The sequence below is a fragment of the Pseudomonas sp. Marseille-Q1929 genome, from assembly GCF_017316265.1.
Lineage (GTDB): Bacteria > Pseudomonadota > Gammaproteobacteria > Pseudomonadales > Pseudomonadaceae > Aquipseudomonas.
Window position 1 is genome coordinate 133,699 of the sequence record NZ_JAFLWU010000003.1, and the last position, 23,207, is coordinate 156,905.

The 23,207-nt window shown below is 61.9% G+C and carries 21 protein-coding genes; 11 read left to right on the plus strand and 10 right to left on the minus strand.

The window, feature by feature from the left end:
* Nucleotides 1-59: 59 nt before the first annotated feature.
* Entirely contained in the window at nucleotides 60-578 is a 519-nt protein-coding gene (locus tag J1G37_RS06560) for a sigma-70 family RNA polymerase sigma factor (RefSeq protein ID WP_101272772.1), read from the minus strand.
* A gap of 211 nt (nucleotides 579-789) precedes the next feature.
* Nucleotides 790-1,791, minus strand: a complete 1,002-nt coding sequence (gap, locus tag J1G37_RS06565; protein ID WP_207040606.1) for a type I glyceraldehyde-3-phosphate dehydrogenase — start codon at nucleotides 1,789-1,791, stop codon at nucleotides 790-792.
* Between the two features lie 221 nt (nucleotides 1,792-2,012).
* Between gap and edd the strand changes: the two genes are divergently transcribed.
* The 4 genes from edd to J1G37_RS06585 all read left to right on the plus strand — a co-directional run bounded on the left by edd (nucleotide 2,013) and on the right by J1G37_RS06585 (nucleotide 7,130).
* On the plus strand, nucleotides 2,013-3,839 hold the full coding sequence (gene edd, locus J1G37_RS06570) for a phosphogluconate dehydratase (protein ID WP_017738076.1): 1,827 nt from the start codon (nucleotides 2,013-2,015) through the stop codon (nucleotides 3,837-3,839).
* The gene (locus J1G37_RS06575; RefSeq protein WP_207040607.1) at nucleotides 3,836-4,792 is read left to right on the plus strand and encodes a glucokinase; all 957 of its coding nucleotides are present in this window, start codon (nucleotides 3,836-3,838) and stop codon (nucleotides 4,790-4,792) included. Before edd ends, J1G37_RS06575 begins: the two co-directional genes overlap by 4 nt.
* A gap of 144 nt (nucleotides 4,793-4,936) precedes the next feature.
* Nucleotides 4,937-5,671, plus strand: coding sequence for a response regulator transcription factor (locus J1G37_RS06580; RefSeq protein WP_017738074.1), 735 nt, complete (start codon nucleotides 4,937-4,939; stop codon nucleotides 5,669-5,671).
* A complete protein-coding gene (locus tag J1G37_RS06585; RefSeq protein WP_242551453.1) occupies nucleotides 5,661-7,130 on the plus strand; it encodes an ATP-binding protein in 1,470 nt (489 codons plus the stop codon). Before J1G37_RS06580 ends, J1G37_RS06585 begins: the two co-directional genes overlap by 11 nt.
* Before the next feature lie 61 nt (nucleotides 7,131-7,191).
* Here the strand turns inward: J1G37_RS06585 and J1G37_RS06590 are convergent, their stop codons facing one another.
* Nucleotides 7,192-8,121 (minus strand): AraC family transcriptional regulator, encoded by a 930-nt coding sequence (locus J1G37_RS06590; RefSeq protein WP_207040608.1) that lies wholly within the window; start codon nucleotides 8,119-8,121, stop codon nucleotides 7,192-7,194.
* A 328-nt stretch (nucleotides 8,122-8,449) separates the two neighbouring features.
* Between J1G37_RS06590 and J1G37_RS06595 the strand changes: the two genes are divergently transcribed.
* Both J1G37_RS06595 and J1G37_RS06600 read left to right on the plus strand, forming a co-directional pair.
* A complete protein-coding gene (locus J1G37_RS06595) occupies nucleotides 8,450-8,791 on the plus strand; it encodes an antibiotic biosynthesis monooxygenase family protein (protein WP_207040609.1) in 342 nt (113 codons plus the stop codon).
* A 12-nt stretch (nucleotides 8,792-8,803) separates the two neighbouring features.
* Nucleotides 8,804-9,082, plus strand: a complete 279-nt coding sequence (locus J1G37_RS06600; protein ID WP_207040610.1) for a hypothetical protein — start codon at nucleotides 8,804-8,806, stop codon at nucleotides 9,080-9,082.
* 125 nt (nucleotides 9,083-9,207) lie between these two features.
* On the opposite strand, the gene J1G37_RS06605 is transcribed toward J1G37_RS06600, so the two are convergent.
* Nucleotides 9,208-9,840, minus strand: coding sequence for a flavin reductase family protein (locus J1G37_RS06605; RefSeq protein ID WP_207040611.1), 633 nt, complete (start codon nucleotides 9,838-9,840; stop codon nucleotides 9,208-9,210).
* Nucleotides 9,841-10,006: 166 nt separating this feature from the next.
* Between J1G37_RS06605 and J1G37_RS06610 the strand changes: the two genes are divergently transcribed.
* Nucleotides 10,007-10,780 (plus strand): hypothetical protein, encoded by a 774-nt coding sequence (locus tag J1G37_RS06610; protein WP_207040612.1) that lies wholly within the window; start codon nucleotides 10,007-10,009, stop codon nucleotides 10,778-10,780.
* Between the two features lie 42 nt (nucleotides 10,781-10,822).
* Here J1G37_RS06610 and J1G37_RS06615 read toward each other — a convergent pair whose 3' ends face one another.
* The 4 genes from J1G37_RS06615 to J1G37_RS06630 form a co-directional block, all read right to left on the minus strand.
* Nucleotides 10,823-12,142, minus strand: a complete 1,320-nt coding sequence (locus tag J1G37_RS06615) for an MFS transporter (RefSeq protein WP_207040613.1) — start codon at nucleotides 12,140-12,142, stop codon at nucleotides 10,823-10,825.
* A 273-nt stretch (nucleotides 12,143-12,415) separates the two neighbouring features.
* Nucleotides 12,416-13,741 carry a sigma-54 dependent transcriptional regulator gene (locus tag J1G37_RS06620; protein ID WP_207040614.1) on the minus strand — a complete coding sequence of 442 codons (1,326 nt, stop codon included), beginning with the start codon at nucleotides 13,739-13,741 and terminating at the stop codon, nucleotides 12,416-12,418.
* Nucleotides 13,726-15,501 (minus strand): ATP-binding protein, encoded by a 1,776-nt coding sequence (locus tag J1G37_RS06625; protein ID WP_207040615.1) that lies wholly within the window; start codon nucleotides 15,499-15,501, stop codon nucleotides 13,726-13,728. The genes J1G37_RS06620 and J1G37_RS06625 overlap by 16 nt, the downstream gene beginning before the upstream one ends.
* A 105-nt stretch (nucleotides 15,502-15,606) precedes the next feature.
* Nucleotides 15,607-17,130, minus strand: coding sequence for a fumarate hydratase (locus J1G37_RS06630; protein WP_016971118.1), 1,524 nt, complete (start codon nucleotides 17,128-17,130; stop codon nucleotides 15,607-15,609).
* A 215-nt stretch (nucleotides 17,131-17,345) separates the two neighbouring features.
* On the opposite strand from J1G37_RS06630, the gene J1G37_RS06635 reads away from it, so the two are divergent.
* Nucleotides 17,346-18,278 (plus strand): iron-sulfur-binding ferredoxin reductase, encoded by a 933-nt coding sequence (locus J1G37_RS06635; protein ID WP_207040616.1) that lies wholly within the window; start codon nucleotides 17,346-17,348, stop codon nucleotides 18,276-18,278.
* Between the two features lie 30 nt (nucleotides 18,279-18,308).
* Nucleotides 18,309-19,058, plus strand: coding sequence for an enoyl-CoA hydratase-related protein (locus J1G37_RS06640; RefSeq protein ID WP_207040617.1), 750 nt, complete (start codon nucleotides 18,309-18,311; stop codon nucleotides 19,056-19,058).
* 167 nt (nucleotides 19,059-19,225) lie between these two features.
* On the opposite strand, the gene pyk is transcribed toward J1G37_RS06640, so the two are convergent.
* Nucleotides 19,226-20,677, minus strand: coding sequence for a pyruvate kinase (pyk, locus tag J1G37_RS06645; protein WP_207040618.1), 1,452 nt, complete (start codon nucleotides 20,675-20,677; stop codon nucleotides 19,226-19,228).
* A 173-nt stretch (nucleotides 20,678-20,850) separates the two neighbouring features.
* Between pyk and J1G37_RS06650 the strand changes: the two genes are divergently transcribed.
* Together J1G37_RS06650 and J1G37_RS06655 are read left to right on the plus strand one after the other, a co-directional pair.
* Nucleotides 20,851-21,225, plus strand: coding sequence for a tetratricopeptide repeat protein (locus J1G37_RS06650; protein ID WP_124524969.1), 375 nt, complete (start codon nucleotides 20,851-20,853; stop codon nucleotides 21,223-21,225).
* A 222-nt stretch (nucleotides 21,226-21,447) separates the two neighbouring features.
* The gene (locus J1G37_RS06655; RefSeq protein WP_207040619.1) at nucleotides 21,448-21,807 is read left to right on the plus strand and encodes a PilZ domain-containing protein; all 360 of its coding nucleotides are present in this window, start codon (nucleotides 21,448-21,450) and stop codon (nucleotides 21,805-21,807) included.
* 61 nt (nucleotides 21,808-21,868) lie between these two features.
* On the opposite strand, the gene J1G37_RS06660 is transcribed toward J1G37_RS06655, so the two are convergent.
* Complete coding sequence (locus tag J1G37_RS06660) at nucleotides 21,869-23,200, minus strand: DUF58 domain-containing protein (RefSeq protein WP_207040620.1); 1,332 nt, start codon at nucleotides 23,198-23,200, stop codon at nucleotides 21,869-21,871.
* Nucleotides 23,201-23,207: the final 7 nt, after the last annotated feature.

Genomic DNA, 23,207 nt, shown 5'->3' on the forward strand with positions numbered 1-23,207 from the left:
TGTTCCTCGGGTCTTCGCCACGTTTTATTGATCTTTCCTACAGCGTAATCGGGTGCAGCTTAAGGCCGATCCAACCTTTCGGCCACACCTACGCAGATGGCCATGATCAGTTTCAGTTCCTTTTGCACGGTGCTCAAGGACACTTCCAACTGGTCGGCAATCTCCTGGTAGCTGCAACCGTGCAGGCGGCTGAGGATGAAGATCTGCTGCTGACGGGCGCTCAACTGGCCCAGGCTGACGCTCAGGTGCTCAAGCAATTGCTCGGCCTGGGTGGCATCTTCGGGCGTGCTGATGGGGGCGGCGACGCTTTGCAGGATGTCCAGCGGGACATCTTCCTGCAACGTGCGGGCCTGGATCCTGCGCGAACGCAGGTGGTCCAGCGCCAGATTGCGCGCCGTTTGGTAGACGAAAGGTTCGAGGTGATCGATAGGCCGCTCACTGAGGGCCCGGGTGACGCGCAGGTAGGTTTCCTGCAACAGGTCCTCTGCGGTGCTGTGGTTATTCACCATGCGCTGCAAGGTGCGCAGCAGAATCACCCGTTGGGTGAGAAAGACTTGGTTGAAGCGAGATTGGCTCACAGTGATACCAGACCGATTTGCAGTTAATGATAATGCTTATCATCAGCGCAAATGGCAAGCGGCACGTTGCAGGACTGAACAGATCCCTGTGGGAGCCGGGCTTGCCCGCGATGCAGGCGCCTCGGTCTAACTGTCAGACCGAGGTGATGCTATCGCAGGCAAGCCAGCTCCCACAAAAGCCAGCTCCCACACAAGCCGGCGGCGGCAGGGATTATTCGGCGTTACACAGCGCCAGGCAGTTATCCAGCATACGGTTGGAGAAGCCCCACTCGTTGTCGTACCAGGCGAGCACTTTCAGCAATTTACCGCTGACTTTGGTGTGATTTGCATCGAAAATCGACGACAACGGGTTGTGGTTGAAGTCACTCGAGACCAGCGGCAGGGTGTTGTAGCCGAGGATTTTCGAGTGCTGGCTGGCTTCTTTCAGCAGTGCGTTGACCTGTTCAGCGCTGGCTTCTTTCTTCAACTGCACGGTGAGGTCCACCAGCGACACGTTGATCACCGGCACGCGCACGGCCATGCCGGTCAGCTTGCCCGCCAGTTCCGGCAGCACCAGGCCCACCGCTTCGGCGGCGCCGGTCTTGCTCGGGATCATATTCTGGGTGGCCGAGCGCGCGCGGTACGGGTCGGTGTGGTAGACGTCGGTGAGGTTCTGGTCGTTGGTGTAGGCGTGGATGGTGGTCATCAGGCCGCTTTCGATGCCCAGCTCGCGGTGCAGCACCTGGGCCACCGGCGCCAGGCAGTTGGTGGTGCACGAGGCGTTGGAGATGATCTGGTGGGATTGGCGCAGAATGTCGTGGTTCACCCCGTAGACGACGGTAGCGTCTGCGCCCTTGGCCGGTGCAGAAATGATCACCTTGCGCGCGCCAGCGGTAATATGGGCGGCCGCCTTGTCACGGTCAGTGAACAGGCCGGTGCATTCGAACACCACGTCGATCTTGTGGGCAGCCCACGGCAGGTCGGCTGGGTTGCGAATGGCACTGACGGCAATCCGGTCACCATTGACGGTCAGGCTTTCCTGATCGTGGGCGACCTCTGCTTCGAAAGTGCCATGTACGGTGTCGTATTTGAGCAGGTGGGCGTTTATCGAACTGTCGCCCAGATCGTTGATGGCGACGATCTGCAAATCCTGGCGGTAGCCTTGGGTATACAGTGCGCGCAGGACATTACGGCCAATACGGCCAAAACCATTGATTGCGATACGAAGAGTCATTGGAGAGTGCCTGTCGTCGATTTGTTGTAAGAATTACAAGATTATTCGCATAAAAATAGAAAACAAGCCTTTTTAGTGGCAATATTTTGTTCAATCTACAACGAGTGACCTGAATCAACTGGTCCGATGATTTAAACGACACCCTGCCATCCCATGCGTAGCGGGCGTTTGATCAGCATAGACACTCAGGTCGCCACATCCGTTAGCCTGGAGTTCTACACATGCATCCCCGCGTTCTTGAGGTCACCGAACGGCTTATCGCCCGTAGCCGCGCCACCCGCGAGGCTTACCTTGCGCTCATTCGCGGCGCAGCCAGCGACGGTCCGATGCGCGGCAAGCTGCAATGCGCCAACTTCGCCCACGGCGTGGCCGGTTGCGGCACCGAAGACAAAAACAGCCTGCGCATGATGAACGCCGCCAACGTGGCAATTGTTTCGTCATATAACGACATGCTTTCGGCGCACCAGCCGTACGAACATTTCCCGGAACAAATCAAGAAAGCCCTGCGCGAAGTCGGCTCGGTCGGCCAGTTCGCCGGTGGCACGCCCGCCATGTGCGACGGCGTGACCCAAGGCGAGCCCGGCATGGAGCTGAGCCTGCTCAGCCGTGAAGTGATTGCCATGTCGACAGCGGTAGCGCTGTCCCACAACATGTTCGACGCCGCGTTGATGCTGGGCATCTGCGACAAGATCGTTCCCGGCCTGATGATGGGCGCGCTGCGCTACGGCCATCTGCCGATGATCTTTGTGCCAGGCGGGCCAATGCCTTCCGGCATCTCCAACAAGCAGAAAGCCGACGTGCGCCAGCGCTACGCCGAAGGCAAGGCGACTCGCGAAGAGCTGCTGGAATCGGAGATGAAGTCCTACCACAGTCCCGGCACCTGCACCTTCTACGGCACCGCCAACACCAACCAGTTGCTGATGGAAGTGATGGGCCTGCACTTGCCCGGTGCGTCGTTCGTCAACCCGTACACGCCGCTGCGTGACGCACTGACCCGCGAAGCCGCGCACCAGGTCACGCGCCTGACCAAGGCCAGCGGCAACTTCACGCCGATCGGCGAGATCGTTGATGAGAAATCCATCGTCAACTCCATCATTGCCCTCAACGCCACGGGCGGTTCCACCAACCACACCCTGCACATGCCGGCCATCGCCATGTCGGCGGGCATCATCCTCACCTGGGATGACATGGCCGACCTCTCCGAGGTGGTGCCGACCCTGTCCCACGTCTATCCAAACGGCAAGGCCGACATCAACCACTTCCAGGCAGCGGGCGGCATGTCGTTCCTGATCCGCGAACTGCTCGAAGCCGGCCTGTTGCACGAAGACGTCAACACCGTCGCGGGCAAGGGCCTGAGCCGCTACACCCAGGAACCGTTCCTGGTGGATGGCGAGCTGATCTGGCGCGACGGGCCTATCGAAAGCCTCGACGAAACCATCCTGCGTCCGGTCGCACGTGCGTTCTCCCCGGAAGGCGGTCTGCGCGTGATGGAAGGCAACCTCGGCCGTGGTGTGATGAAGGTGTCGGCCGTGGCCCTTGAGCATCAAATCGTCGAAGCGCCGGCGGTGGTGTTCCAGGATCAGCAGGATTTGGCCGATGCCTTCAAGGCCGGCCAGCTGGAAAAAGACTTTGTCGCCGTGATGCGCTTCCAGGGCCCGCGCTCCAATGGCATGCCCGAGCTGCACAAGATGACCCCGTTCCTGGGTGTGTTACAGGACCGTGGTTTCAAAGTCGCGTTGGTCACAGACGGGCGCATGTCCGGCGCCTCGGGTAAGATCCCCGCCGCGATCCACGTCAACCCCGAAGCCCAGAGCGGCGGGCCACTGGCGCGGGTGCGTGATGGCGATATCATTCGCGTCGATGGCGTGAAGGGCACCTTGGAGCTTAAGGTGGACGCCGAAGAATTTGCAGCGCGCGCGCCTGCCACGGGCCTGTTGGGCAATAACGTGGGGGCCGGTCGCGAGCTGTTTGCATTTATGCGCTTGGCCGCAAGCTCCGCAGAGCAGGGCGCCAGCGCCTTTACCTCTGCCCTGGAGACGCTTAAGTGAAGCTTGCGCTGGTCGGTGATATCGGTGGAACCAACGCGCGGTTTGCGTTGTGGCGGGACCAGGAGCTGCATTCGATCCGCGTGCACGCCACGGCGGATCACGCCAGCCCTGAGGACGCGATCAAGGTTTACCTGAAGGAAGAAGGCCTGCACATCGGTGCGATTGGCGCGGTGTGCCTGTCGGTGGCGGGGCCTGTGAGTGGGGATGAATTCAAGTTCACCAACAATCACTGGCGCCTGAGCAAGACGGCGTTTTGCAAGACGTTGCAGGTGGATGAACTGCTGCTGGTCAATGACTTCTCGGCCATGGCCCTGGGCATGACCCGCCTCAAGCCTGACGAATTCCGTGTGGTCTGCGAAGGCACACCGGAACCGTTGCGCCCGGCCGTGGTGATCGGCCCGGGCACCGGCCTGGGCGTCGGCACGCTGTTGGACTTGGGTGGCGGTCGCTTTGCGGCGCTGCCGGGGGAGGGCGGCCATGTCGACTTGCCCCTGAGCAGCCCGCGTGAAACCCAGCTGTGGCAGCACATCTACACGGAAATCGGTCACGTCAGCGCCGAAACCGCCTTGAGCGGCGGCGGCTTGCCGCGTTTGTACCGGGCGATTTGCGCGGTGGACGGGCACACGCCGGTGTTGGACACGCCCGAGGCCATCACGGCCGCAGGCCTGGCCGGCGACCCGGTGGCAATGGAAGTGTTGGACCAGTTCAGCATCTGGCTGGGCCGCGTGGCCGGCAACAACGTGCTGACCACTGGCGGGCGCGGTGGTGTGTATATCGTGGGCGGCGTGATACCGAGGTTTGCCGACTTCTTTATCAACAGTGGTTTCGCCAAGAGTTTTTGTGACAAAGGCTGCATGAGTGACTATTTCAAAGGGATTCCGGTGTGGTTGGTGACGGCGCCTTACTCCGGGCTGACTGGCGCGGGTGTGGCTTTGGAACAGGCTTTTGCGTAGGCAGTGATGGCCCTATCGCAGGCAAGCCAGCTCCCACAGTTGACCGGGTTCACACGGTCAAAATGTGGGAGCTGGCTTGCCTGCGATGAGGGCCTCAAGGGCAACAAATGACTTAAGCTTGGCCATAACAACAAGGAGGCCCCCGTGAGCGTAATCAGTAAATCCATTCTCCTCGTCGACGACGACCAGGAAATCCGCGAATTGCTGCAAACCTACCTCAGTCGTGCCGGCTTCCAGGTGCGTGGCGTGCCGGACGGCGCGGGGTTCCGCCAGGCGATGAACGAGGCGCCGTGCGACCTGGTCATCCTTGATGTGATGTTGCCCGACGAAGACGGCTTCAGCCTTTGCCGCTGGATCCGCCAGCATCCGCGCCAGGCGCAGGTGCCGATCATCATGCTCACTGCCAGCTCCGACGAAACCGACCGCGTGATCGGCCTGGAACTGGGCGCCGACGATTACATCGGCAAACCCTTCAGCCCCCGCGAGCTGCAAGCGCGGATCAAGGCGCTGTTGCGTCGTGCCCAATTCGGCCAGGAGCAGCGGGGCAGCAGCGACGTGCTGGTGTTTGATGAATGGCGCCTGGACATGATCAGCCACCGCCTGTTCCACCTCGACGGCGAAGAAGTGATCCTCTCCGGCGCCGACTTTGCCCTGCTCAAATTGTTTCTCGACCACCCGCAACAGATCCTCGACCGCGACACCATCGGCAACGCCACCCGTGGCCGTGACCTGATGCCGCTGGACCGTATCGTCGACATGGCCGTCAGCCGCCTGCGCCAACGCCTGCGCGATACCGAAAAACCGCCGCGGCTGATCCGCACCGTGCGCGGCAGCGGTTATCAACTGGCAGCCAGCGTGGTTGCCGGCAATGCCCACTGAACCTGTGACTGAACGTCGCCGGCGCTTTCCGGTGCCGCGCTCGCTGCTGGGGCGCATGCTGCTGCTGACCTTGCTGGTGGTGCTGTTTGCCCAGGCGCTGTCGAGCGTGATCTGGGTCTCGCAATTGCGCGCCACCCAACTGGAAGGCCTGGTCACCAGCGCCCGCAGCCTGGCGCATTCGATGACCGCCAGCGTGAGTTATTTCCGCTCGTTGCCAGTGGCCTATCGCCCGTTGGTCCTCGACCAATTGCGCAGCATGGGCGGCACGCGGTTTGTGGTAACCCTCAATGACCGTCCGCTGGACATGCAAGTGTTGCCGGAAACCCCGCGCAAGCAGGCGGTGCTGGTGGCGGTGGACGAAGTGCTGCGCCAGACCCTCGGCGCCGACGTGCATATCTCGGTGGAATTTGTCAGCGCCGAAGACCTGCGCATCTTCAATGCCGGCCTCAAGCTCGATGAGCTGCCACGCTCCTGGGCGCATTACGCACTGACCCTGGAACCGGTGAACCCGCCGGTGCTGGTCACGCAGATCCAGCTTGCGCCTGGCGAATGGCTGTACATCGCCTCGCTATTGCCCGAGCCCTACACCAGCCTTGAAGAACAGGGCCTGCCGTCCCAGCAAGTGTGGTTTATCGTGCTCACCAGCGGCTTTCTGTTGCTGTTCATCGGCTTGCTGGTGCACTGGCAAAGCCGCCCACTCAAACGCCTGGCACGGGCCGCGCGGGACATGTCCCTGGGCGCCGACGTCGAACCAGTGGCCGAAGGCGGCGGCAGCGAAGTGGAGGAAGTGGGCCGCGCCTTCAACGCCATGCGTGAACGCATCAGCCGTTACCTGACCGAACGCAGCCAATTGTTCAGCGCGATTTCCCACGACCTGCGCACCCCGATCACCCGCCTGCGCCTGCGCGTGGAGTTGCTGGAGGATGAAAACCTGCAAGCCAAGTTCGGCCGCGACCTGGATGAATTGGAGTTGCTGGTCAAAGGCGCGCTGCAATGCGTGAAAGACACCGACATCCACGAAAACATCGAACCCGTGGACCTCAACCACGTCCTCGATTGCCTGGTGGAGCCGTACCTGGCGCCCAACGGCAAGGGCCGCGTGACCCAGCACGGCCGCGCGCTGACCACCTACCCGGGTAAACCGCTGGCGCTCAAGCGCTGCATCGGCAACCTGATCGACAACGCCTTGAAGTACGGGCAGACCGCCCATTTGCACATCGAGGACGACGGCGCGCAGTTCATCCTGCATGTGGATGATGAAGGCCCGGGCGTGCCGGAGCAGCGCTTGGAGCAGGTGTTTGAACCGCACTTCCGCCTGGCCGGGCAGCAGCAGGGGTATGGATTGGGGTTAGGGATTGCGCGCAATATTGCCCACAGTCATGGGGGGGAAGTGAGTTTGCAGAATTTGCGTGAGGGTGGGTTGCGGGTGACCCTGCAACTGCCCCGCGGTCTCGACTGAATGCATGCGGGACCCATGTGGGAGCAGGCAAGCCAGCTCCCACATTTTTATCTCTGTTGAGTCAGATCGTTTGGCGCAGTCTTGCGAGGTCTCTTAGGGGCGGCGCGCCGAATAACCGGCTGTATTCCCGACTGAACTGCGACGGGCTTTCATACCCCACCCGATACCCCGCCGCCGACGCTTCCAGCCCTTCGGCAATCATCAGTCGCCGCGCTTCCTGCAAGCGCAACTGCTTCTGATATTGCAGCGGGCTCATCGCGGTAATCGCCTTGAACCGGTGGTGCAAGGTCGAGACACTGAGGTTCACTTCCTTGGCCAGGTCATCGATGCGCAACGGCTGTTCATAGTTGCCGTTCAACCAGGTGATCGCCTGGCTGACCCGATGGCTCTGACTGTTGGCCACGGCAATTTCATACAGCCGATAGCCCTGCGGCCCACGCAACAAGCGGTAGAGAATCTCGCGGTTGATCAACGGCGCGAGCATGGCGATGTCTTTGGGCGTATCCAGCAGGCGCGACAGGCGCAGCACTGCATCCAGCAGTTGGTGGTCGATGCGGTCCACATACATGCCGCGAGAAGTCGGCCGCGACGGCACACCCATCGGCCCGGCTTCGGCGATCAGCGCAGTGAGTTGCGCCGGGTCGATATTGATCCGCACCGACAGGTTGGGGTCTTCAGGCGTGGCGTCGATAATCCGCCCGGCCACGGGCATGGCGACCGAGAACACCAGGTAGTTGAGCGGGTCGTAGGCAAAGATCTCGTCGGCCAGGCGCACTTCCTTGCTGCCACTGGCGAGGATGCACAGGGCGGGCTCCACCAGCACCGGCATGAAATCGCGCGGGGTGTTGTGGCGGTTCAGGTACAGCGAGGTGATCGCGGTGCCGTAGGAACCGTCCTCCCAGGTGTGCCGGTGCACGATGCTGGCCAGTTCGGCGCGCTGTTTTTCCATCTCGGCATCGAGGGGAACGGGCTGATGTTCAGGCGACGACATGGGTGGGCCTCTACACGCTTTTTTGATGGGCTCAGCTTAGCGGCGGGTTGCGCAAAAGTGTTACGTCGATCCTGCACAATCCTTGCCTGATCCTGCGATAAGTCGTGAATCAGGCAAGTGCGAGGCCTGTCATCTGCCTGAAACACTGCGCCTGTGCCTGCGATAAATCCAGCGGGCCAAGCCTACTGTCTACGCTTCTCGCAGGATTGTGCAATAAGCCGGCAGGAATCGACTAACCGCGCCCGGCCCCGCGCCGTTATCTTTGATCCTGTGGCAACACGCCCTCACAGTGCTTGCCGAGCATCACTTCTCAACGGGAGAGTCGAACATGTCCACCCCCATTCCCGCGAGCCATATGGCCTTTATCCGCGCCCGCAGCGGGTGCAGCACCGAACTCGGTGCACGCTTGAGCAGTTTGATCGAACCGGGCCGCCAGGCTCAGGGTTGCCTGCAATTCTCGTTGCAGCAGTCCCAGGTAGACGCCGATGTGTGGCTGGTCTCAGGTTTCTGGAGCAGCGAGCAGGCGATGAGCGTCTACTTCAACTCGCCGGCCTTGATGATCTTCACCGAGCTGTTGAACGACATGGTCATCCGCAGCATGGATTTCCAGACCTTCACCGATGCATCCGCCGCCAACGCCTACGGCGAGTACCTGCAACTCGCCGGGTGAATCAGGTTTAGAATGGCCGACTTCCCATTGGCCAGGACCTGCAACATGGCACGTAAAGAATTTGCCCACCACGAAGCCGTTTCCGCCGTAGTGCCGGGAGAGGGTGGCTACAGCGCCGCCGTCGCCGTGAAGGCACTGGATGGCATGGGCGCACCGCGCTTTCACAAGATCCTTGATGGACAGAAGTTCAAGACGGCGTCCGATGCCGATGATGCGGCTGCGTTGCAGCTGGAGCGGTTGGTTGACGTTGACGAGGAAGGCCAGCTTTCCTGGGCGCTAGCGACAATCTAAACAACACCGCCGGGCAAATGTGGGAGCGGGCTTGCTCGCGAATGCAGTCTGTCAGTTGATAAAGATGTCGACTGACACACCGCCTTCGCGGGCAAGCCCGCTCCCACAGTTTGATCGCACTTCAGTCAGGGTTTGTTGGCGCCGGGGCGGTACATCTTGAACAGGGATTCCGGCCCAAGCTGGAAGTAATCCGCCGGCCCACCACCACGCAAGATCGGCTCGGCGGCGGCGGTGTCATAGACGCCATCCTTGAGCAACCATTTGGCAATATGCACCGCCACCACCTCGCCCAGCACCAGCCAACTCGGCACCAGCTCCTTGTCGGCCCGTTGCAGCTGGATAATCTGCGTCACCTTGCATTCAAACGACACCGGGCTCTCACCCACCCGTGGCACCTTGATGACCTTTGACGCCACCGGTGTCAGTCCAGCCAGTTCGAATTCGTTCACCTCAGGCGATACCGCCGCGCAACTCTGGTTCATCTGCTCGGCCAGCGGCCGGGTCGCCAGGTTCCACACAAACTCGCCGGTCTGTTCGATATTGTTCAGGCTGTCTTTGCGCCCGACACTGGAAAACCCAATGATCGGCGGAATGTAATTGAAGGCATTGAAGAAGCTGTAGGGCGCCAGGTTCAGGCGGCCGTCACTGTCGTGGGACGAAATCCAACCGATGGGCCGCGGGCCGACGATGGCATTGAACGGGTCATGGGGCAGGCCGTGGCCGTTGGCGGGTTCGTAGAAATGAATATCGTCGGGCATGGCCGGGGTTCCTGCGATCGGGTGCAATGAGGCGCCCATACTGCAAGGCGTGGCGGAGAATTTCCATCGGCGATATGGAATTTTCATACCGCGCCCACCTATTTTTCACAGCTCCACGTTCAGTCTGCGCGCAATTGAATGACTGCGCCTCGGAGCCTCCCACCCCATGAATAAACTTCCTCAGATCACCCTGGCGTTCTGGGTCATGAAAATCTGCGCAACCACCCTCGGCGAAACCGCTGGGGATTTGTTGTCGATGACCCTGAATGTCGGCTACGCCCTCAGCTCGATGATCCTGATCAGCGTATTTTTCGTCACCCTGCTGACGCAACTCTGGTCGAAAACCTACAACCCGGTGCTGTACTGGATCGTGATCCTGTCTACCAGCACGGCTGGCACGACCATGTCGGACTTTATGGACCGCACCTTGGGCCTGGGTTACGCCACGGGGTCGATGCTCCTGATTGTGATCCTGATGATCATCTTCGCCATGTGGCACCTCAGCGGTGATTCGCTGAACGTGAACAAGGTGCAGACCTTTCGCGGGGAGTTGTTCTACTGGATGGCGATTCTGTTTTCCAACACCCTGGGCACCGCATTGGGCGACTTCCTGGCGGACGATTCGGGGCTGGGTTTTGCCGGCGGCGCGTTGTTGATCGGCTCGACCATCGCCGTGGTTGTTGCGCTCAAGTACTTCACGCAGATCTCGTCGGTGTTGTTGTTCTGGGTCGCGTTCGTGCTGACCCGGCCGTTTGGCGCAACACTGGGGGACTTCCTCACCAAACCCCATGAAAAGGGCGGGCTGGATTTCGGCACGATTGGCTCGTCAGCGGTGCTGGCGGCGGTGCTGGCGGCGGTGCTGGTGGCGATGATTGCGGGGGCGTCGTATGCGCAGCGGCGGTATGGGCGTGACCGCATTAGCCAGGCGACACAAAACTAAAATGTGGGAGCGGGCTCCCACATTTAGAACTGCATTCAGCTATTAGTCCGTGGTAATCCGCGAATGCTTGCGGGTGTCTTTCATGGTCACGTAGACCACCAGCGACACCGCGATACACGCGGTCACGTACCAGTAATACCCTGTCTCCATGCCAATGCTCTTGAACCACAGCGCGATGTATTCAGCCGTACCGCCGAAGATCGACACGGTCAGCGCATACGGCAGGCCGACGCCCAGCGCACGGATTTCGGTGGGGAACAATTCGGCTTTCACCACGGCGTTGATCGAGGTGTAGCCGCTGACGATGATCAGCGCGGCCATGATCAGGAAGAACGCGCCCCACCAGCTCTGGATGGTGTGCAGGGTGGTGAGGATCGGCACGGTAAACAGCGTGCCGAGGATGCCAAACGCGATCAGGATCGGCCGGCGGCCAACCTTGTCCGACAGCCCGCCGATGATCGGTTGCAGGCACATGAACAGGAACAGCGTCGCCGCCGAGATGGTGGTGGAGTCGGAAATGCTCATGCCGACGGTGTTCACCAGGTACTTCTGCATGTAGGTGGTGTAGGTGTAGAACGCCAGGGTGCCGCCCATGGTCAGGCCGACCACGGTCAGCAGTTCCTTGGGGTGGCGCATCAGGGTGCGCATCGCGCTTTCCTTGGCTTTTTCCTTCTTGGTGAACGACTCGGTTTCTTCCATGCCGCGACGCAGGTACAGCGCGACCACTGCGCACAGGGCGCCGATGGCGAACGGGATACGCCAGCCCCAGGCATACAGTTGCTCGGTGGTCAGGACTTGTTGCAGCACGATCAGCACGGCCAGGGCGATGAGCTGGCCAGAGATCAGGGTCACGTATTGGAAGCTGGAGTAGAAACCACGGCGTTCCTTGGTCGCCATCTCACTTAGATAAGTGGCTGAGGTGCCGTATTCGCCGCCGACCGACAGGCCCTGCAGCAAGCGGGCAAACACCAGCAGGATCGGCGCACCGATGCCAATGCTTTCATAGCCTGGGCTCAGGGCAATCAGCAGCGAACCGAAGCACATCAGGTAGACCGACGCCATCAGCGCCTTTTTACGCCCGACTTTGTCGGCGTACAGCCCCATCAGCCAGCCACCGATCGGGCGCATGAGGAAGCCCACGGCGAAGATCGCGGCGGTGTTGAGCAGTTGGGCGGTGGTGTCGCCTTTCGGGAAGAAGGCTTTGGCGAAGTACAGCGAGAACGCGGCGTAGACGTACCAGTCGTACCACTCGACCATGTTGCCGACGGAGCCGCTGAAGATCGACTTGATACGGTTGGAGGTGGTGCGCTCTTTTGCCGGCGTGGCCGCCGACCCCAGAGGCAGGGTGTTGGAGTTATCCATTTAAGGATCCTTCATCTAGTTGTTTTTATGGAGCGTGCCTGGGCACAGCCTGGCTGGGGCTATAGCAGGAGCTGTGCCAGGTGGGGGAGGGCCTGGTCTAGAAGGGTTTGGGGATTTTTTTGAGCGGAAAGTTGCTGATGAATTGGGGGTGATGAGCGGAAATCCGCTTATGGCTGCCGGCCTCATCGCAGGCAAGCCAGCTCCCACATATTGATTTGTGAATACATTCAAAAATGTGGGAGCGGGCTTGCCCGCGATGAGGCCTGAAGGTCGCTAGAGAAACATCTCCCGCACCAGCCCATGCCGCTGCATCTTCTCATTCAACGTACGCCGCGGCAGTTGCAGCTCCGCCAGCACCGCCTTGATATCGCCCTTGTGCCGCGTCAGCGCCGCCTTCAAGCAATGCGCTTCAAACGCTTCCTGCTGCGCCGCCAGCGACTGCCCCGCCTCGATCCCTTCCGGCTCCGGCTCGCCCAGCCCCAGCACTTGACGTTCGGCGACGTTGGCCAGCTCGCGCACATTGCCCGGCCAGTCATGGCTGAGCAGGCGCCCCAGCTGCGCGCCGCTCAGCGGTTGCGCGGTGCGGCCCAGGCGTTCGCCCGCGCTATGGGCGAAGTGTTCGAACAGCAGCGGAATATCTTCGCGCCGCTCCCGCAACGGCGGCAGGCGCAGTTGCGCGACGTTCAGGCGATACGCGAGGTCTTCGCGAAAACGCCCGGCGCGAGCTTCTTCCAGCAGGTCGGGCTTGGTCGCGGCAATGATGCGCAGGTCCACGTGGATGCTCTGGTTGGAGCCCAAGCGTTCCAGTTTCTGCTCCTGCAACACCCGCAGCAGTTTGACTTGCTGCGCCAGGGGCATGCTTTCGATTTCATCGAGGAACAGCGTGCCGCCGTGGGCGTATTCCAGCTTGCCGATGCGCTTGCCCTGGGCGCCGGTGAACGCGCCGCTTTCGTGGCCGAACAACTCAGCTTCAAACAGTTGCTCGGGGATCGCTGCGCAGTTGAGCGCGACAAACGGTTTTTTCGCCCGTGGGCCGAAGTCATGCAGGCAGCGTGCGACCAGTTCCTTGCCGCTGCCGGTCTCGCCCCGGATCAGCACGTTGACCGGCAAGCTCGCCAGGTCCAGCACTTGCCGGCGCAGGTTCTGCAAACCCCGGGACACGCCGAGCAGCGTCGAGTCCAACTGCGACCGATGATCGGCCTGTTGATGCAGGCGGCGGTTTTCCAGGATCAGCCCGCGCTTGTCCAACGCCCGGCGCAGGCTGTTGAGCAGGGCGTCGGGGCTGAAGGGTTTTTCGAGGAAGTCGTAGGCGCCGTCGCGCATGGCTTCCACCGCCATTGGCACATCGCCGTGACCGGTGAGCAGGATCACCGGCAAGTCGGCGTCGCGGCGCTGCACTTCGGCGAGCAGCTCAAGGCCGCTGAGGCCGGGCATGCGCACATCGCTGAGGATCACCCCGGGAAAGTCCCTGGGCAATCGCGCCAGGCATTCTTCGGCGCGACTGAACAGCTGCACGTCAAAGCCCGACAGGCTCAACCACTGCTCGACGGCCGTGCGGATGCTGGCTTCGTCATCGACCACAATCACTGCGTTAAGCATAGGTCGGGCGTCTCCAGCGCGATGGGCAAGGTCAGGGTAAAGACGGCGCCGTCGCCACGGTTGCCGGCGATCAGGCGTCCGCCGAGTTCATGCACGATGGCGTAGGACACCGCCAGCCCCAGGCCCAGGCCGTCACCCACCGGCTTGGTGGTGAAGAACGGGTCGAACACGCTGTTGAGGTGTTCTTCGGCAATCCCGCCGCCGCTGTCGCTGACGGTCAGTTGCCACAGTTGCTGGTCGGCGTGCAGGCGGATTTCCAGGCGTTTGCGCGGGGTGTTGGCCATCGCATCGAGGGCATTGCGCAACAGGTTGATCAGCACCTGTTCCAGACGGATCGCGTCGCCGCGCACCCAGGCCGGACGGGCCAGGTCGAGCACCACGCCGATGGACTCGTCGCGCAGGCGCGCGTCGAGCAGGTGCAGGGACTGATCGACCACCAGCGCCAGGTCCAGGCGTTCGCGCAGGCCGCTGGGGCTTTTGCGCGCAAAGGTCTTGAGGTGGCCGGTGAGCGCGGCCATGCGCGTGAGCATTTCGTCCAGCGGGGTGAGGGCCTTGTAGGCGTCGTCCACGCGGCCGTGGTCGAGCAGCAGGCGCAAGGTGGCCAACTGCATGCGTTGGGCGGTCAGCGGTTGGTTGATCTCATGGGCGAGGGCGGCGGACATCTGCCCCAAAGCCGCCAGCTTGGCCGATTGCACCAGGCCATCCTGGGCTGTGCGTAAGGCTTGTGTGCGTTCTTCCACCAGTTGCTCAAGCTCTTCGCGGCTGCGCTGGCGCAAACGGGCCAGGCGCCAGCGTTGGGTGAGAAACAGCACCAGGAACACCAGCGCCAACCACGAACCGGCGGCGGCAAGGCCGGCGTTGCGTTGGTCCTCAAAGGCAAACTGCGGCTTGCGCAGCAGGTGCAGGGTCCAGCCTTCGGCTTTCAGCGGCAGGGATTCCCAGATGTAATTGGCCTTGCCGTCGGGGCCGTTGACGCGCACCAGGTGGCTGTTGTCGTCAAAGCGCTGCAACGCCTCGGTTTCCAGGGGCTCCAGTTGTTTCTTGTCGTATTGGCGGGTGGCCTTGAGTTCGGCCAGATCGGTGGCCGACAGCGGCCGCAGGTTGCGATAACGCCAGCCCGGCTGATTGGCGATAAACACGATGCCACGCGCGTCGCTGACCAACAGCAGGTCGTTGCCCTGGGCCCATTCGCGTTCCAGCTCGGGGAATTCCAGCTTGACCACCATGGCGCCGAGGAACTGCTCGTGTTCATCCACCACCGCGCTGGAGAGAAAATACCCCGGCACCCCGGTGGTCACCCCGACGGCGTAAAAGCGCCCGGTGCCCTGGCTCAGGGTCTGGCTGAAATACGGACGGAACGCATAGTTGTGCCCGACATAACTGCTCGGCAGGTTCCAGTTGCTGGCGGCCACGGCCAGGCCGGTGCGGTCCATCAACTCCAGGGTGGACGACTGCGCGGCGCCGTTGATGCGCTCCAGCTTGCGGTTGAGCACGTCCTGGGTGGTGGCATCCAGCGGGCCTTTCAACGCATTGATCATTTCCGAGTCCAGCGCCAGCACGGCGGGCAGGGCACGGTAGCGTTCGATCAGGGTGTGCAATGAGTTGGCGTACAGCGCGAGTTGCTGATTGGCACGCGCGGCGTCGTCTACCAGGGCTTGGCGTTCGGCGTGGCGGGTGGCCAAGGCGGCGGCCAGCAGCGCGCCGGCGATGATCAGCAGGGAGTAGAAGGTCAGGCGCAGGGGGCGAGGGATCACGATCATACGGTGATGAACAGGCGCAGTGAGGGGAGTGCACCATACCATGAGCCATAAAAAAGGCGACTGGGCCATGGGGCCGCAGTCGCCTTTATCCTTGCGGGGAAGCGCTTACTGCACTTCTACCGCCAGGCTTTCACTGATCTTTTTCTGCCAGATGGCAGGACCGGTGATGTGTACGGATTCGCCCTTGCTGTCCACCGCAACGGTGACCGGCATGTCTTTCACGTCGAACTCGTAGATCGCTTCCATACCCAGCTCGGCGAACGCGACAACGCGGGACTTCTTGATGGCTTGCGCCACCAGGTAGGCTGCGCCGCCCACGGCCATCAGGTACACGGCCTTGTGGTCCTTGATCGCTTCGATCGCAGTCGGGCCGCGCTCGGATTTGCCGATCATGCCCAACAGGCCGGTTTGTTCGAGGATCTGACGGGTGAACTTGTCCATCCGCGTCGCGGTGGTCGGGCCCGCCGGGCCAACCACTTCTTCGCGCACCGGATCCACCGGGCCGACGTAGTAGATGAAGCGACCCTTGAGGTCCACCGGCAGGGTTTCGCCCTTGTTCAGCATCTCGACCATGCGCTTGTGCGCAGCGTCGCGACCGGTGAGCATCTTGCCGTTGAGCAACACGGTTTCGCCCGGCTGCCAGCTCTGCACTTCTTCCGGGGTCAGGGTGTCGAGGTTGACGCGGCGGGCCGATGGGCCGGCTTCCCAGACGATTTCCGGGTAGGCGTCCAGCGGTGGCGCTTCCAGCGACGCCGGGCCCGAACCGTCGAGCACAAAGTGCGCGTGACGGGTGGCGGCGCAGTTGGGGATCATGCACACCGGCAACGAAGCGGCGTGGGTCGGGTAGTCCATGATCTTCACGTCGAGCACGGTGGTCAGGCCACCCAGGCCCTGGGCGCCGATGCCCAGTTGGTTGACCTTCTCGAACAGCTCCAGGCGCATCTCTTCGATACGGTTCTGCGGGCCGCGCTTTTTCAGCTCGTGGATGTCGATGGATTCCATCAACACTTCCTTGGCCATCACCGCGGCTTTCTCGGCGGTGCCGCCGATGCCGATGCCGAGCATGCCCGGTGGGCACCAGCCGGCGCCCATGGTCGGAACGGTCTTGAGCACCCAGTCGACGATCGAGTCGGACGGGTTGAGCATGGCCATTTTCGACTTGTTCTCGGAACCGCCGCCTTTGGCCGCCACGTCCACTTCCACGGTGTTACCCGGGACGATGGAGTAGTGGATGACCGCCGGGGTGTTGTCCTTGGTGTTTTTACGCGCGCCTGCCGGGTCGGCCAGGATGGATGCACGCAGGACGTTTTCCGGCAGGTTGTAGGCGCGACGCACGCCTTCGTTGATCATGTCGTCCAGGCCCATGGTGGCGCCATCCCAACGCACGTCCATGCCCACGCGCACGAACACGGTGACGATACCGGTGTCCTGGCAGATCGGGCGATGGCCGGTGGCGCACATGCGCGAGTTGATCAGGATCTGGGCGATGGAGTCACGGGCCGCTGGCGATTCTTCGCGCAGGTAGGCTTCGTGCATGGCCTGGATGAAATCAACCGGGTGGTAGTAGGAAATGAATTGCAGGGCGTCGGCAACGCTCTGAATCAGGTCGTCTTGCTTGATCACGGTCATGAGTCGCGCTCCTCTATAAGGGAACATTCAATAAAGGTGGCTCCAGTGTTGCATCGGTCGGCTGGAACCACCTTTCCAAGGCACGCCAATGGTGCAGGCGCGACGCTAAAAAGGCGCGGCAGTATAACCCGGCGCGGTGGCCGATACACCCGACTATGGTCAAACTGTCGCAGGCATGATTCCCTGTGCCCATCCCCTGAGATTGAGACCTTTATATGCCTGAACTGCACGTCGGCGAACGCCACTGGTCGGTCGCCCCCGGCAGCAATCTGCTGGATGCGCTGAACCAGGCGGGTGTGGCCGTGCCCTATAGTTGCCGCGCCGGCAGTTGCCATGCGTGCCTGGTGCGCTGTGCCGGTGAGGTTTTGGATCGGCAGCCGGAAGCCTTGAGCCCGGCGCAACGTCAGGAGGGCTGGCGGTTGGCCTGCCAGTGCCAGGTCAGCGGCGATCTGCGGGTCGAAACCTTTGACCCGACACGTGACGGTTTGGCCGCCCAGGTGGTGGGGGCTGATTGGCTGAGCCCGACGGTGCTGCGCCTGCGTCTGCAACCGGAGCGCGGCCTGCGTTATCGCGCCGGGCAACATCTGGTGTTGTGGGCGGGGCAGGTGGCGCGCCCTTATTCCCTGGCGAGCTTGCCCCAGGAAGAGCCGTTCCTGGAGTTTCACCTCGATTGCCGTCAGCCCGGTGAATTCAGTGATCGTGCCCGGCAGTTGCAGGTTGGCGACGTTTTGCGCCTGGGCGAATTGCGTGGCGGCGCGCTGCAATACGATCCCGACTGGCAAGCCCGGCCGTTGTGGCTGCTGGCGTCGGGCACCGGCCTGGGCCCGTTGTGGGGCGTGTTGCGCGAGGCGTTGCGCCAGGATCACCAAGGCGCCATTCGCGTGATTCACCTGGCCCATGATGTTGGCGGGCATTATCTGGCGGAGCCCTTGGCCGCGCTGGCTGCCCAGCATCCCAACCTGGTGGTGGAGTTGTGGACGGCGGCGCAGGCGCCCCAGGCATTGGCACAACTGCGGCTTGTTTCGCGGCAAACCCTGGCCTTACTCTGCGGGCACCCCGCCCAGGTCGAGGCGTTTTCCAAGCGCCTGTTCCTGGCGGGCCTGCCGCGCAATCAACTGCTGGCCGATGTGTTCCTGCCCCGGGGTTGAGCGCTGAATTCCAAGGCCGCGAGAATCGCCATGACCGACGCCATCCTGCAGTACCGCGAACGTGGGTTGCTGACCTTGCAGCTCAATCGCCCCGACAAGAAAAACGCCCTGACCCGCGCGATGTACACGCAGTTGGCCGAGGCGTTTGAACAGGCTGACGCGGATGATGCGATTCGTGCCGTCCTGATCCAGGGCAGCAGCGCGTGTTTTACCGCCGGCAATGACATCAGCGACTTCCTTCAGCAACCGCCCTCCAGCCTCGACAGCCCACCGTTTCACTTTATGCAAAGCCTGCTCAACTGCCGCAAACCGGTGGTCGCCGCAGTGGCGGGCGCGGCGGTGGGTATCGGCACCACCCTGTTGCTGCATTGCGACCTGGTCTACGTCAGTCGCGATGCGCGTTTGCGCATGCCGTTTGTCAACCTGGGGTTGTGTCCGGAGTTTGGTTCGAGCCTGATCCTGCCGCGCTTGTTGGGGCATGCGAAAGCGGCTGAATTGTTGCTGTTGGGCGAAGGTTTCAGCGGCGAGCAGGCGGCCGGGTGGGGGATTGCCACCGAGGCGTTGGCCAGTGGTGAAGCGGCGTTGGCCAAGGCGCGGGAAATGGCTACACGTTTTGAAGACCTGGCGCCGGGGGCGGTGCAGGTGACCAAGCAACTGATGAAGAGTGTGGATCGCGAGCAGTTGCGGCGGGTGATCGAAGAAGAGGGGGCGTTGTTTACGCAGCGGTTGAGGTCGCCGGAGGCGGTGGCGGCGTTGTCGGCTTTTGTCACTCGGCGGTAGATGTGTGGTGGTAGGGCGGCCCTCATCGCGGGCAAGCCCGCTCCCACAGTTTGACCGCGATCCCCTGTGGGAGCGGGCTTGCCCACGATGAGGACCTCTGCAGCCACACAAAAACCCAGGTATAAAAAAGCCCCGAACCAGTCGGGGCTTTTTCATTCAGCGGTCACTCAGACCTGCGGGTCGCCCACATGCAGGATCTTCATGCCGTTGGTGCCACCGGTGGTGTGGTAGCTGTCGCCCTTGGTCAGGATCACCCAGTCGCCTTTCTCCACGACGCCGCGCTTGACCAACTCGTCGATGGCCGCCTGGCTGACTTCATTCGGTGCCAGCGAAGCCGGGTCGAACGGTACGGTGTACACGCCACGGAACATCGCCGCGCGAGCCTGGGCTTCGCGATGCGGGGTGAACGCGTAGATCGGCACCGAGGAACGGATGCGCGACATGATCAACGGCGTGTAGCCACTTTCGGTCAAGGCGATGATCGCCTTCACGCCCGGGAAGTGGTTGGCGGTGTACATGGCGGCCAGGGCGATGCTCTGGTCGCAGCTTTCGAACTCTTTGCCGATGCGATGGCTGGAGGTCTTGCTGGTCGGGTGCTTTTCGGCGCCGACGCAGATACGCGCCATGGCTTGCACCGCTTCCAGCGGGTACGGGCCAGCAGCACTTTCCGCCGAGAGCATCACGGCGTCGGTGTAGTCGAGCACGGCGTTGGCCACGTCGGACACTTCGGCGCGGGTTGGCATCGGGTTCTGGATCATCGACTCCATCATCTGGGTCGCCACGATTACCGCTTTGTTGTGACGGCGTGCGTGCAGGATGATCTTCTTCTGGATACCGATCAGCTCGGCGTCGCCGATTTCCACACCCAGGTCACCACGGGCAACCATCACGGCGTCGGAAGCCTTGATCAGGCCGTCGAGGGTTTCGTCATCGGCCACGGCTTCGGCACGTTCGATCTTCGCCACCAGCCAGGCGGTACCGCCGGCTTCGTCGCGCAGTTTACGGGCGTATTCCATGTCGGCGGCGTCGCGCGGGAAGGACACGGCGAGGTAGTCCACTTCCATTTCGGCGGCGAGCTTGATGTCGGCCTTGTCTTTTTCAGTCAGGGCCGGTGCGGTCAAGCCACCACCACGACGGTTGATGCCTTTGTGGTCCGACAGCGGGCCGCCGATGATCACGGTGCAGTGCAGTTCAGTCGGGGTGGCGGTGTCGACGCGCATCACCACGCGACCGTCGTCCAGCAACAGTTCGTCGCCGACGCCGCAGTCCTTGACCAGGTCCGGGTAGTCGATACCCACGACTTGCTGGTTGCCTTCGGTCAGCGGGTGGCTGGTGGAGAAGGTGAACTGATCACCGATCTTCAGCTCGATACGCTTGTTGGCGAATTTGGCGATACGGATTTTCGGGCCTTGCAGGTCACCCAGCAGTGCCACGAAGCGGCCGTGCTTGGCAGCCAGGTCACGCACCAGTTTGGCGCGAGCCTTGTGCTCGTCTGGGGTGCCGTGGGAGAAGTTCAGACGGGCAACGTCCAAACCAGCCAGAATCAGCTGTTCGAGGACTTCCGGCGAGTTACTGGCCGGGCCAAGGGTGGCGACGATTTTGGTACGACGGACGGACATGCACAGACTCCTGAGTTCAAGCGCTGAGGAAGGCTACTATGCTCTATCGTTGTAGTCATTGTTCGTTTGCACTACTTATCGATGATTGACTTGTTTTCACAGCGGCTGATGACGAACAACCTTGAAGATTTTCGGCGAGGGGTCGATACATTGCACAAGACAGGAGAACCCTCATGCGAATTTTGCTCATTGCTGCCCTGGCCGTCAGTGTTGTCGGCTGCACCCGCTGGTCGATGGACCACCATTTGAACAACGCCTACCGTGCCTACAAGGTTGGCGATTGCGAGCGCGTGACCCTGGAGTTGTCCCAGGTCGATCGTGAAAGCCGCAGCCGTCGCTACGTGCAGCCGGAAGTCTCGATGCTGCGCGGGCAATGCCTGGAGCGGCAGAAACTGTTCGTCGATGCTGTGCAGACCTATCAATTCATCATCAATCAATACCCGTCGAGCGAGTACGCATACCGTGCCCGCGCGCGGCTCGATACCTTGCAACAGCTGGGGCATTACTCCGGCGCGAGCACCGCACAGGCACGTCCAGCGTCGTTGTGATGATATTCGTCATTTAATAGCTGGCCTGCTGCCAGTCTTGGGCTACTCTTTGAATGTTCGTTTGTACAAGTTTTTATTCAAACGGATGCGGGGCCCGGATTCGGCAGTTGTCCTGTGACAAACGTGTTGTTGTCACGTCGGAATCCAGGGAGAGCGAGCGATGTTGCTCGTTCCTTTTCACTGGCACGGCCAGAGTCATGGCCACTGGATGGCGATCTCACCATGTTTACCGACCGACGGATCGAACGGCACCAGTTACCTTGTTTCCTCCAAGTGTTTAACCGTCTAACCGATAAGCCAATCGGCTTTTTAGGTAATGTCTCGGAAGGCGGGCTGATGTTAATCAGCCAATTACCCATGATGGTCGGTGTCGACTTCGAGCTACGCTTGAAGATGCCCGGGCCTGAAACCTCTGTGCTTGTGGTGGATCTCACGGCGACCTGCCTGTGGAGCCGGGAAGATATCAATCCACAGCATTACGATTCGGGGTTCAGCCTGTCCCAGGCGCCTGCGGAGTATGGGCAACTGATCAACCTGTTGTTGCACTACTTCAGTTTTGACCACGTGCAGGCTTCCGCCTAGATCCAGAGCGCAATCGGCACGGCCAGGGGACCACCCCAGCCGTGGCTGCGCCCTCCGCGCTTCAGAATACTCCTGCCTTTTTCCAACCCAGGTAGCGTGTTACCAGATCCGCTCCCAGCGCCGATGGCGAGGTGTCCAGCACCGACAGGCCATGGGCGGCCAAACGGTCGTGCAGTTCATTCCGGGTGTTGAGGTAGTCTACGGCGCCGCTGTAGGCCAGGGCTTCATCCAAGGTTTGCACCGGGGCCTGGCGCAGTTGATCGAGCACCTCCTCGCGCAAGCTTGCCACCAGCACCCGGTGTTGGCGGCTGATGCGGTTGACGGCGCTCAGCAACGCGTCATCGTCCTCATCCCGCAGGTTGGTGACCACGATCACCAAGGCACGGCGTTTTTGTCGGGCCAACAATTGGGTGGCAGCGACCTCGTAGTCGGCCGTGCGTCGGGTGGTGTCCAGGTCGTACACCGCGTTGAGCAGCAGGTTCAACTGGCTGCTGCCCTTGACGGGCGCAAGGTAGCGCGAGCGTTCGCCGGCGAAAGTACACAACCCCACCGCGTCACCCTGGCGCAAGGCGACGTAGCTGAGCAGCAGGCAGGCATTGAGGGCATGGTCGAAATGCGACAGCTCGCCATCCTGGCTACGCATGCGACGGCCGCAGTCGAGCATGAACACGATCTGCTGGTCGCGTTCATCCTGGTATTCCCGGGCGATGGGCGTGCGTTGCCGGGCAGTGGCTTTCCAGTCGATCTGGCGCAGGCTGTCACCCTCGCGGAACTCGCGCAGTTGATGAAACTCCAGCCCTAGTCCCCGTCGCGGGTGTTGGCGAACCCCCAACTGGCTCAGCCAGTTATCCACCCCCAGGAGTTGCGCACCGTAGAGGCGGGCGAAATCCGGGTAGACACGGGTGGAGTCGCTGGCGTCGACAAAACGTCGCGCAGCCCAAAGCCCCAAGTGGCTTGGCAGGTGCACTTCGCAACGGCTGAAACTGAAATGCCCGCGCCGCGAAGGACGCAGGCGATACACCCACTCACTTCGCTCGCCGGGTCGCAATTCGATGGTTTGGGGCATGTTCTCCACGCCCAGGCCATCGGGGACGTGATCGAATACGTGCACGCTCAGGGGCTGTGGGTAGTCGTGCTCAAACCTCAGGTGTACCTCGCCCCAACGACCCAATGCCAGGCTGCCGGGCATCTGCCGCTGCACGCGTGGGGAGGGGCGCCGGCGCAGGCGGGCGGCATCCAGTAATGCCAACAGCAAGAGTGCCAGCAGCAGTCCCCAGGCGATTGAGTGCAGGGTTTCGGGCACCTCAAGCTGCAACGCCACGCCAGCGCCCAGCAGGGTGTTCAGGCCCAGCAGCACGGCAAGCCAGGTCAGCAGCAGGCGGGTTGGTTTCATGGGCGGC

Excerpts from the sequence above, each read along its gene's own strand:
- J1G37_RS06660 (WP_207040620.1), bottom strand. The coding sequence starts at position 23,200 with ATGAAACCAACCCGCCTGCTGCTGACCTGGCTTGCCGTGCTGCTGGGC.
- J1G37_RS06585 (WP_242551453.1), top strand. The coding sequence starts at position 5,661 with ATGCCCACTGAACCTGTGACTGAACGTCGCCGGCGCTTTCCGGTGCCG.
- J1G37_RS06590 (WP_207040608.1), bottom strand. The coding sequence starts at position 8,121 with ATGTCGTCGCCTGAACATCAGCCCGTTCCCCTCGATGCCGAGATGGAA.
- J1G37_RS06625 (WP_207040615.1), bottom strand. The coding sequence starts at position 15,501 with ATGATCGTGATCCCTCGCCCCCTGCGCCTGACCTTCTACTCCCTGCTG.
- J1G37_RS06595 (WP_207040609.1), top strand. The coding sequence starts at position 8,450 with ATGTCCACCCCCATTCCCGCGAGCCATATGGCCTTTATCCGCGCCCGC.
- J1G37_RS06655 (WP_207040619.1), top strand. The coding sequence starts at position 21,448 with ATGTTTACCGACCGACGGATCGAACGGCACCAGTTACCTTGTTTCCTC.
- J1G37_RS06600 (WP_207040610.1), top strand. The coding sequence starts at position 8,804 with ATGGCCGACTTCCCATTGGCCAGGACCTGCAACATGGCACGTAAAGAA.
- edd (WP_017738076.1), top strand. The coding sequence starts at position 2,013 with ATGCATCCCCGCGTTCTTGAGGTCACCGAACGGCTTATCGCCCGTAGC.
- J1G37_RS06650 (WP_124524969.1), top strand. The coding sequence starts at position 20,851 with ATGCGAATTTTGCTCATTGCTGCCCTGGCCGTCAGTGTTGTCGGCTGC.
- J1G37_RS06640 (WP_207040617.1), top strand. The coding sequence starts at position 18,309 with ATGACCGACGCCATCCTGCAGTACCGCGAACGTGGGTTGCTGACCTTG.
- J1G37_RS06615 (WP_207040613.1), bottom strand. The coding sequence starts at position 12,142 with ATGGATAACTCCAACACCCTGCCTCTGGGGTCGGCGGCCACGCCGGCA.
- gap (WP_207040606.1), bottom strand. The coding sequence starts at position 1,791 with ATGACTCTTCGTATCGCAATCAATGGTTTTGGCCGTATTGGCCGTAAT.
- pyk (WP_207040618.1), bottom strand. The coding sequence starts at position 20,677 with ATGTCCGTCCGTCGTACCAAAATCGTCGCCACCCTTGGCCCGGCCAGT.
- J1G37_RS06620 (WP_207040614.1), bottom strand. The coding sequence starts at position 13,741 with ATGCTTAACGCAGTGATTGTGGTCGATGACGAAGCCAGCATCCGCACG.
- J1G37_RS06635 (WP_207040616.1), top strand. The coding sequence starts at position 17,346 with ATGCCTGAACTGCACGTCGGCGAACGCCACTGGTCGGTCGCCCCCGGC.
- J1G37_RS06605 (WP_207040611.1), bottom strand. The coding sequence starts at position 9,840 with ATGCCCGACGATATTCATTTCTACGAACCCGCCAACGGCCACGGCCTG.
- J1G37_RS06610 (WP_207040612.1), top strand. The coding sequence starts at position 10,007 with ATGAATAAACTTCCTCAGATCACCCTGGCGTTCTGGGTCATGAAAATC.
- J1G37_RS06630 (WP_016971118.1), bottom strand. The coding sequence starts at position 17,130 with ATGACCGTGATCAAGCAAGACGACCTGATTCAGAGCGTTGCCGACGCC.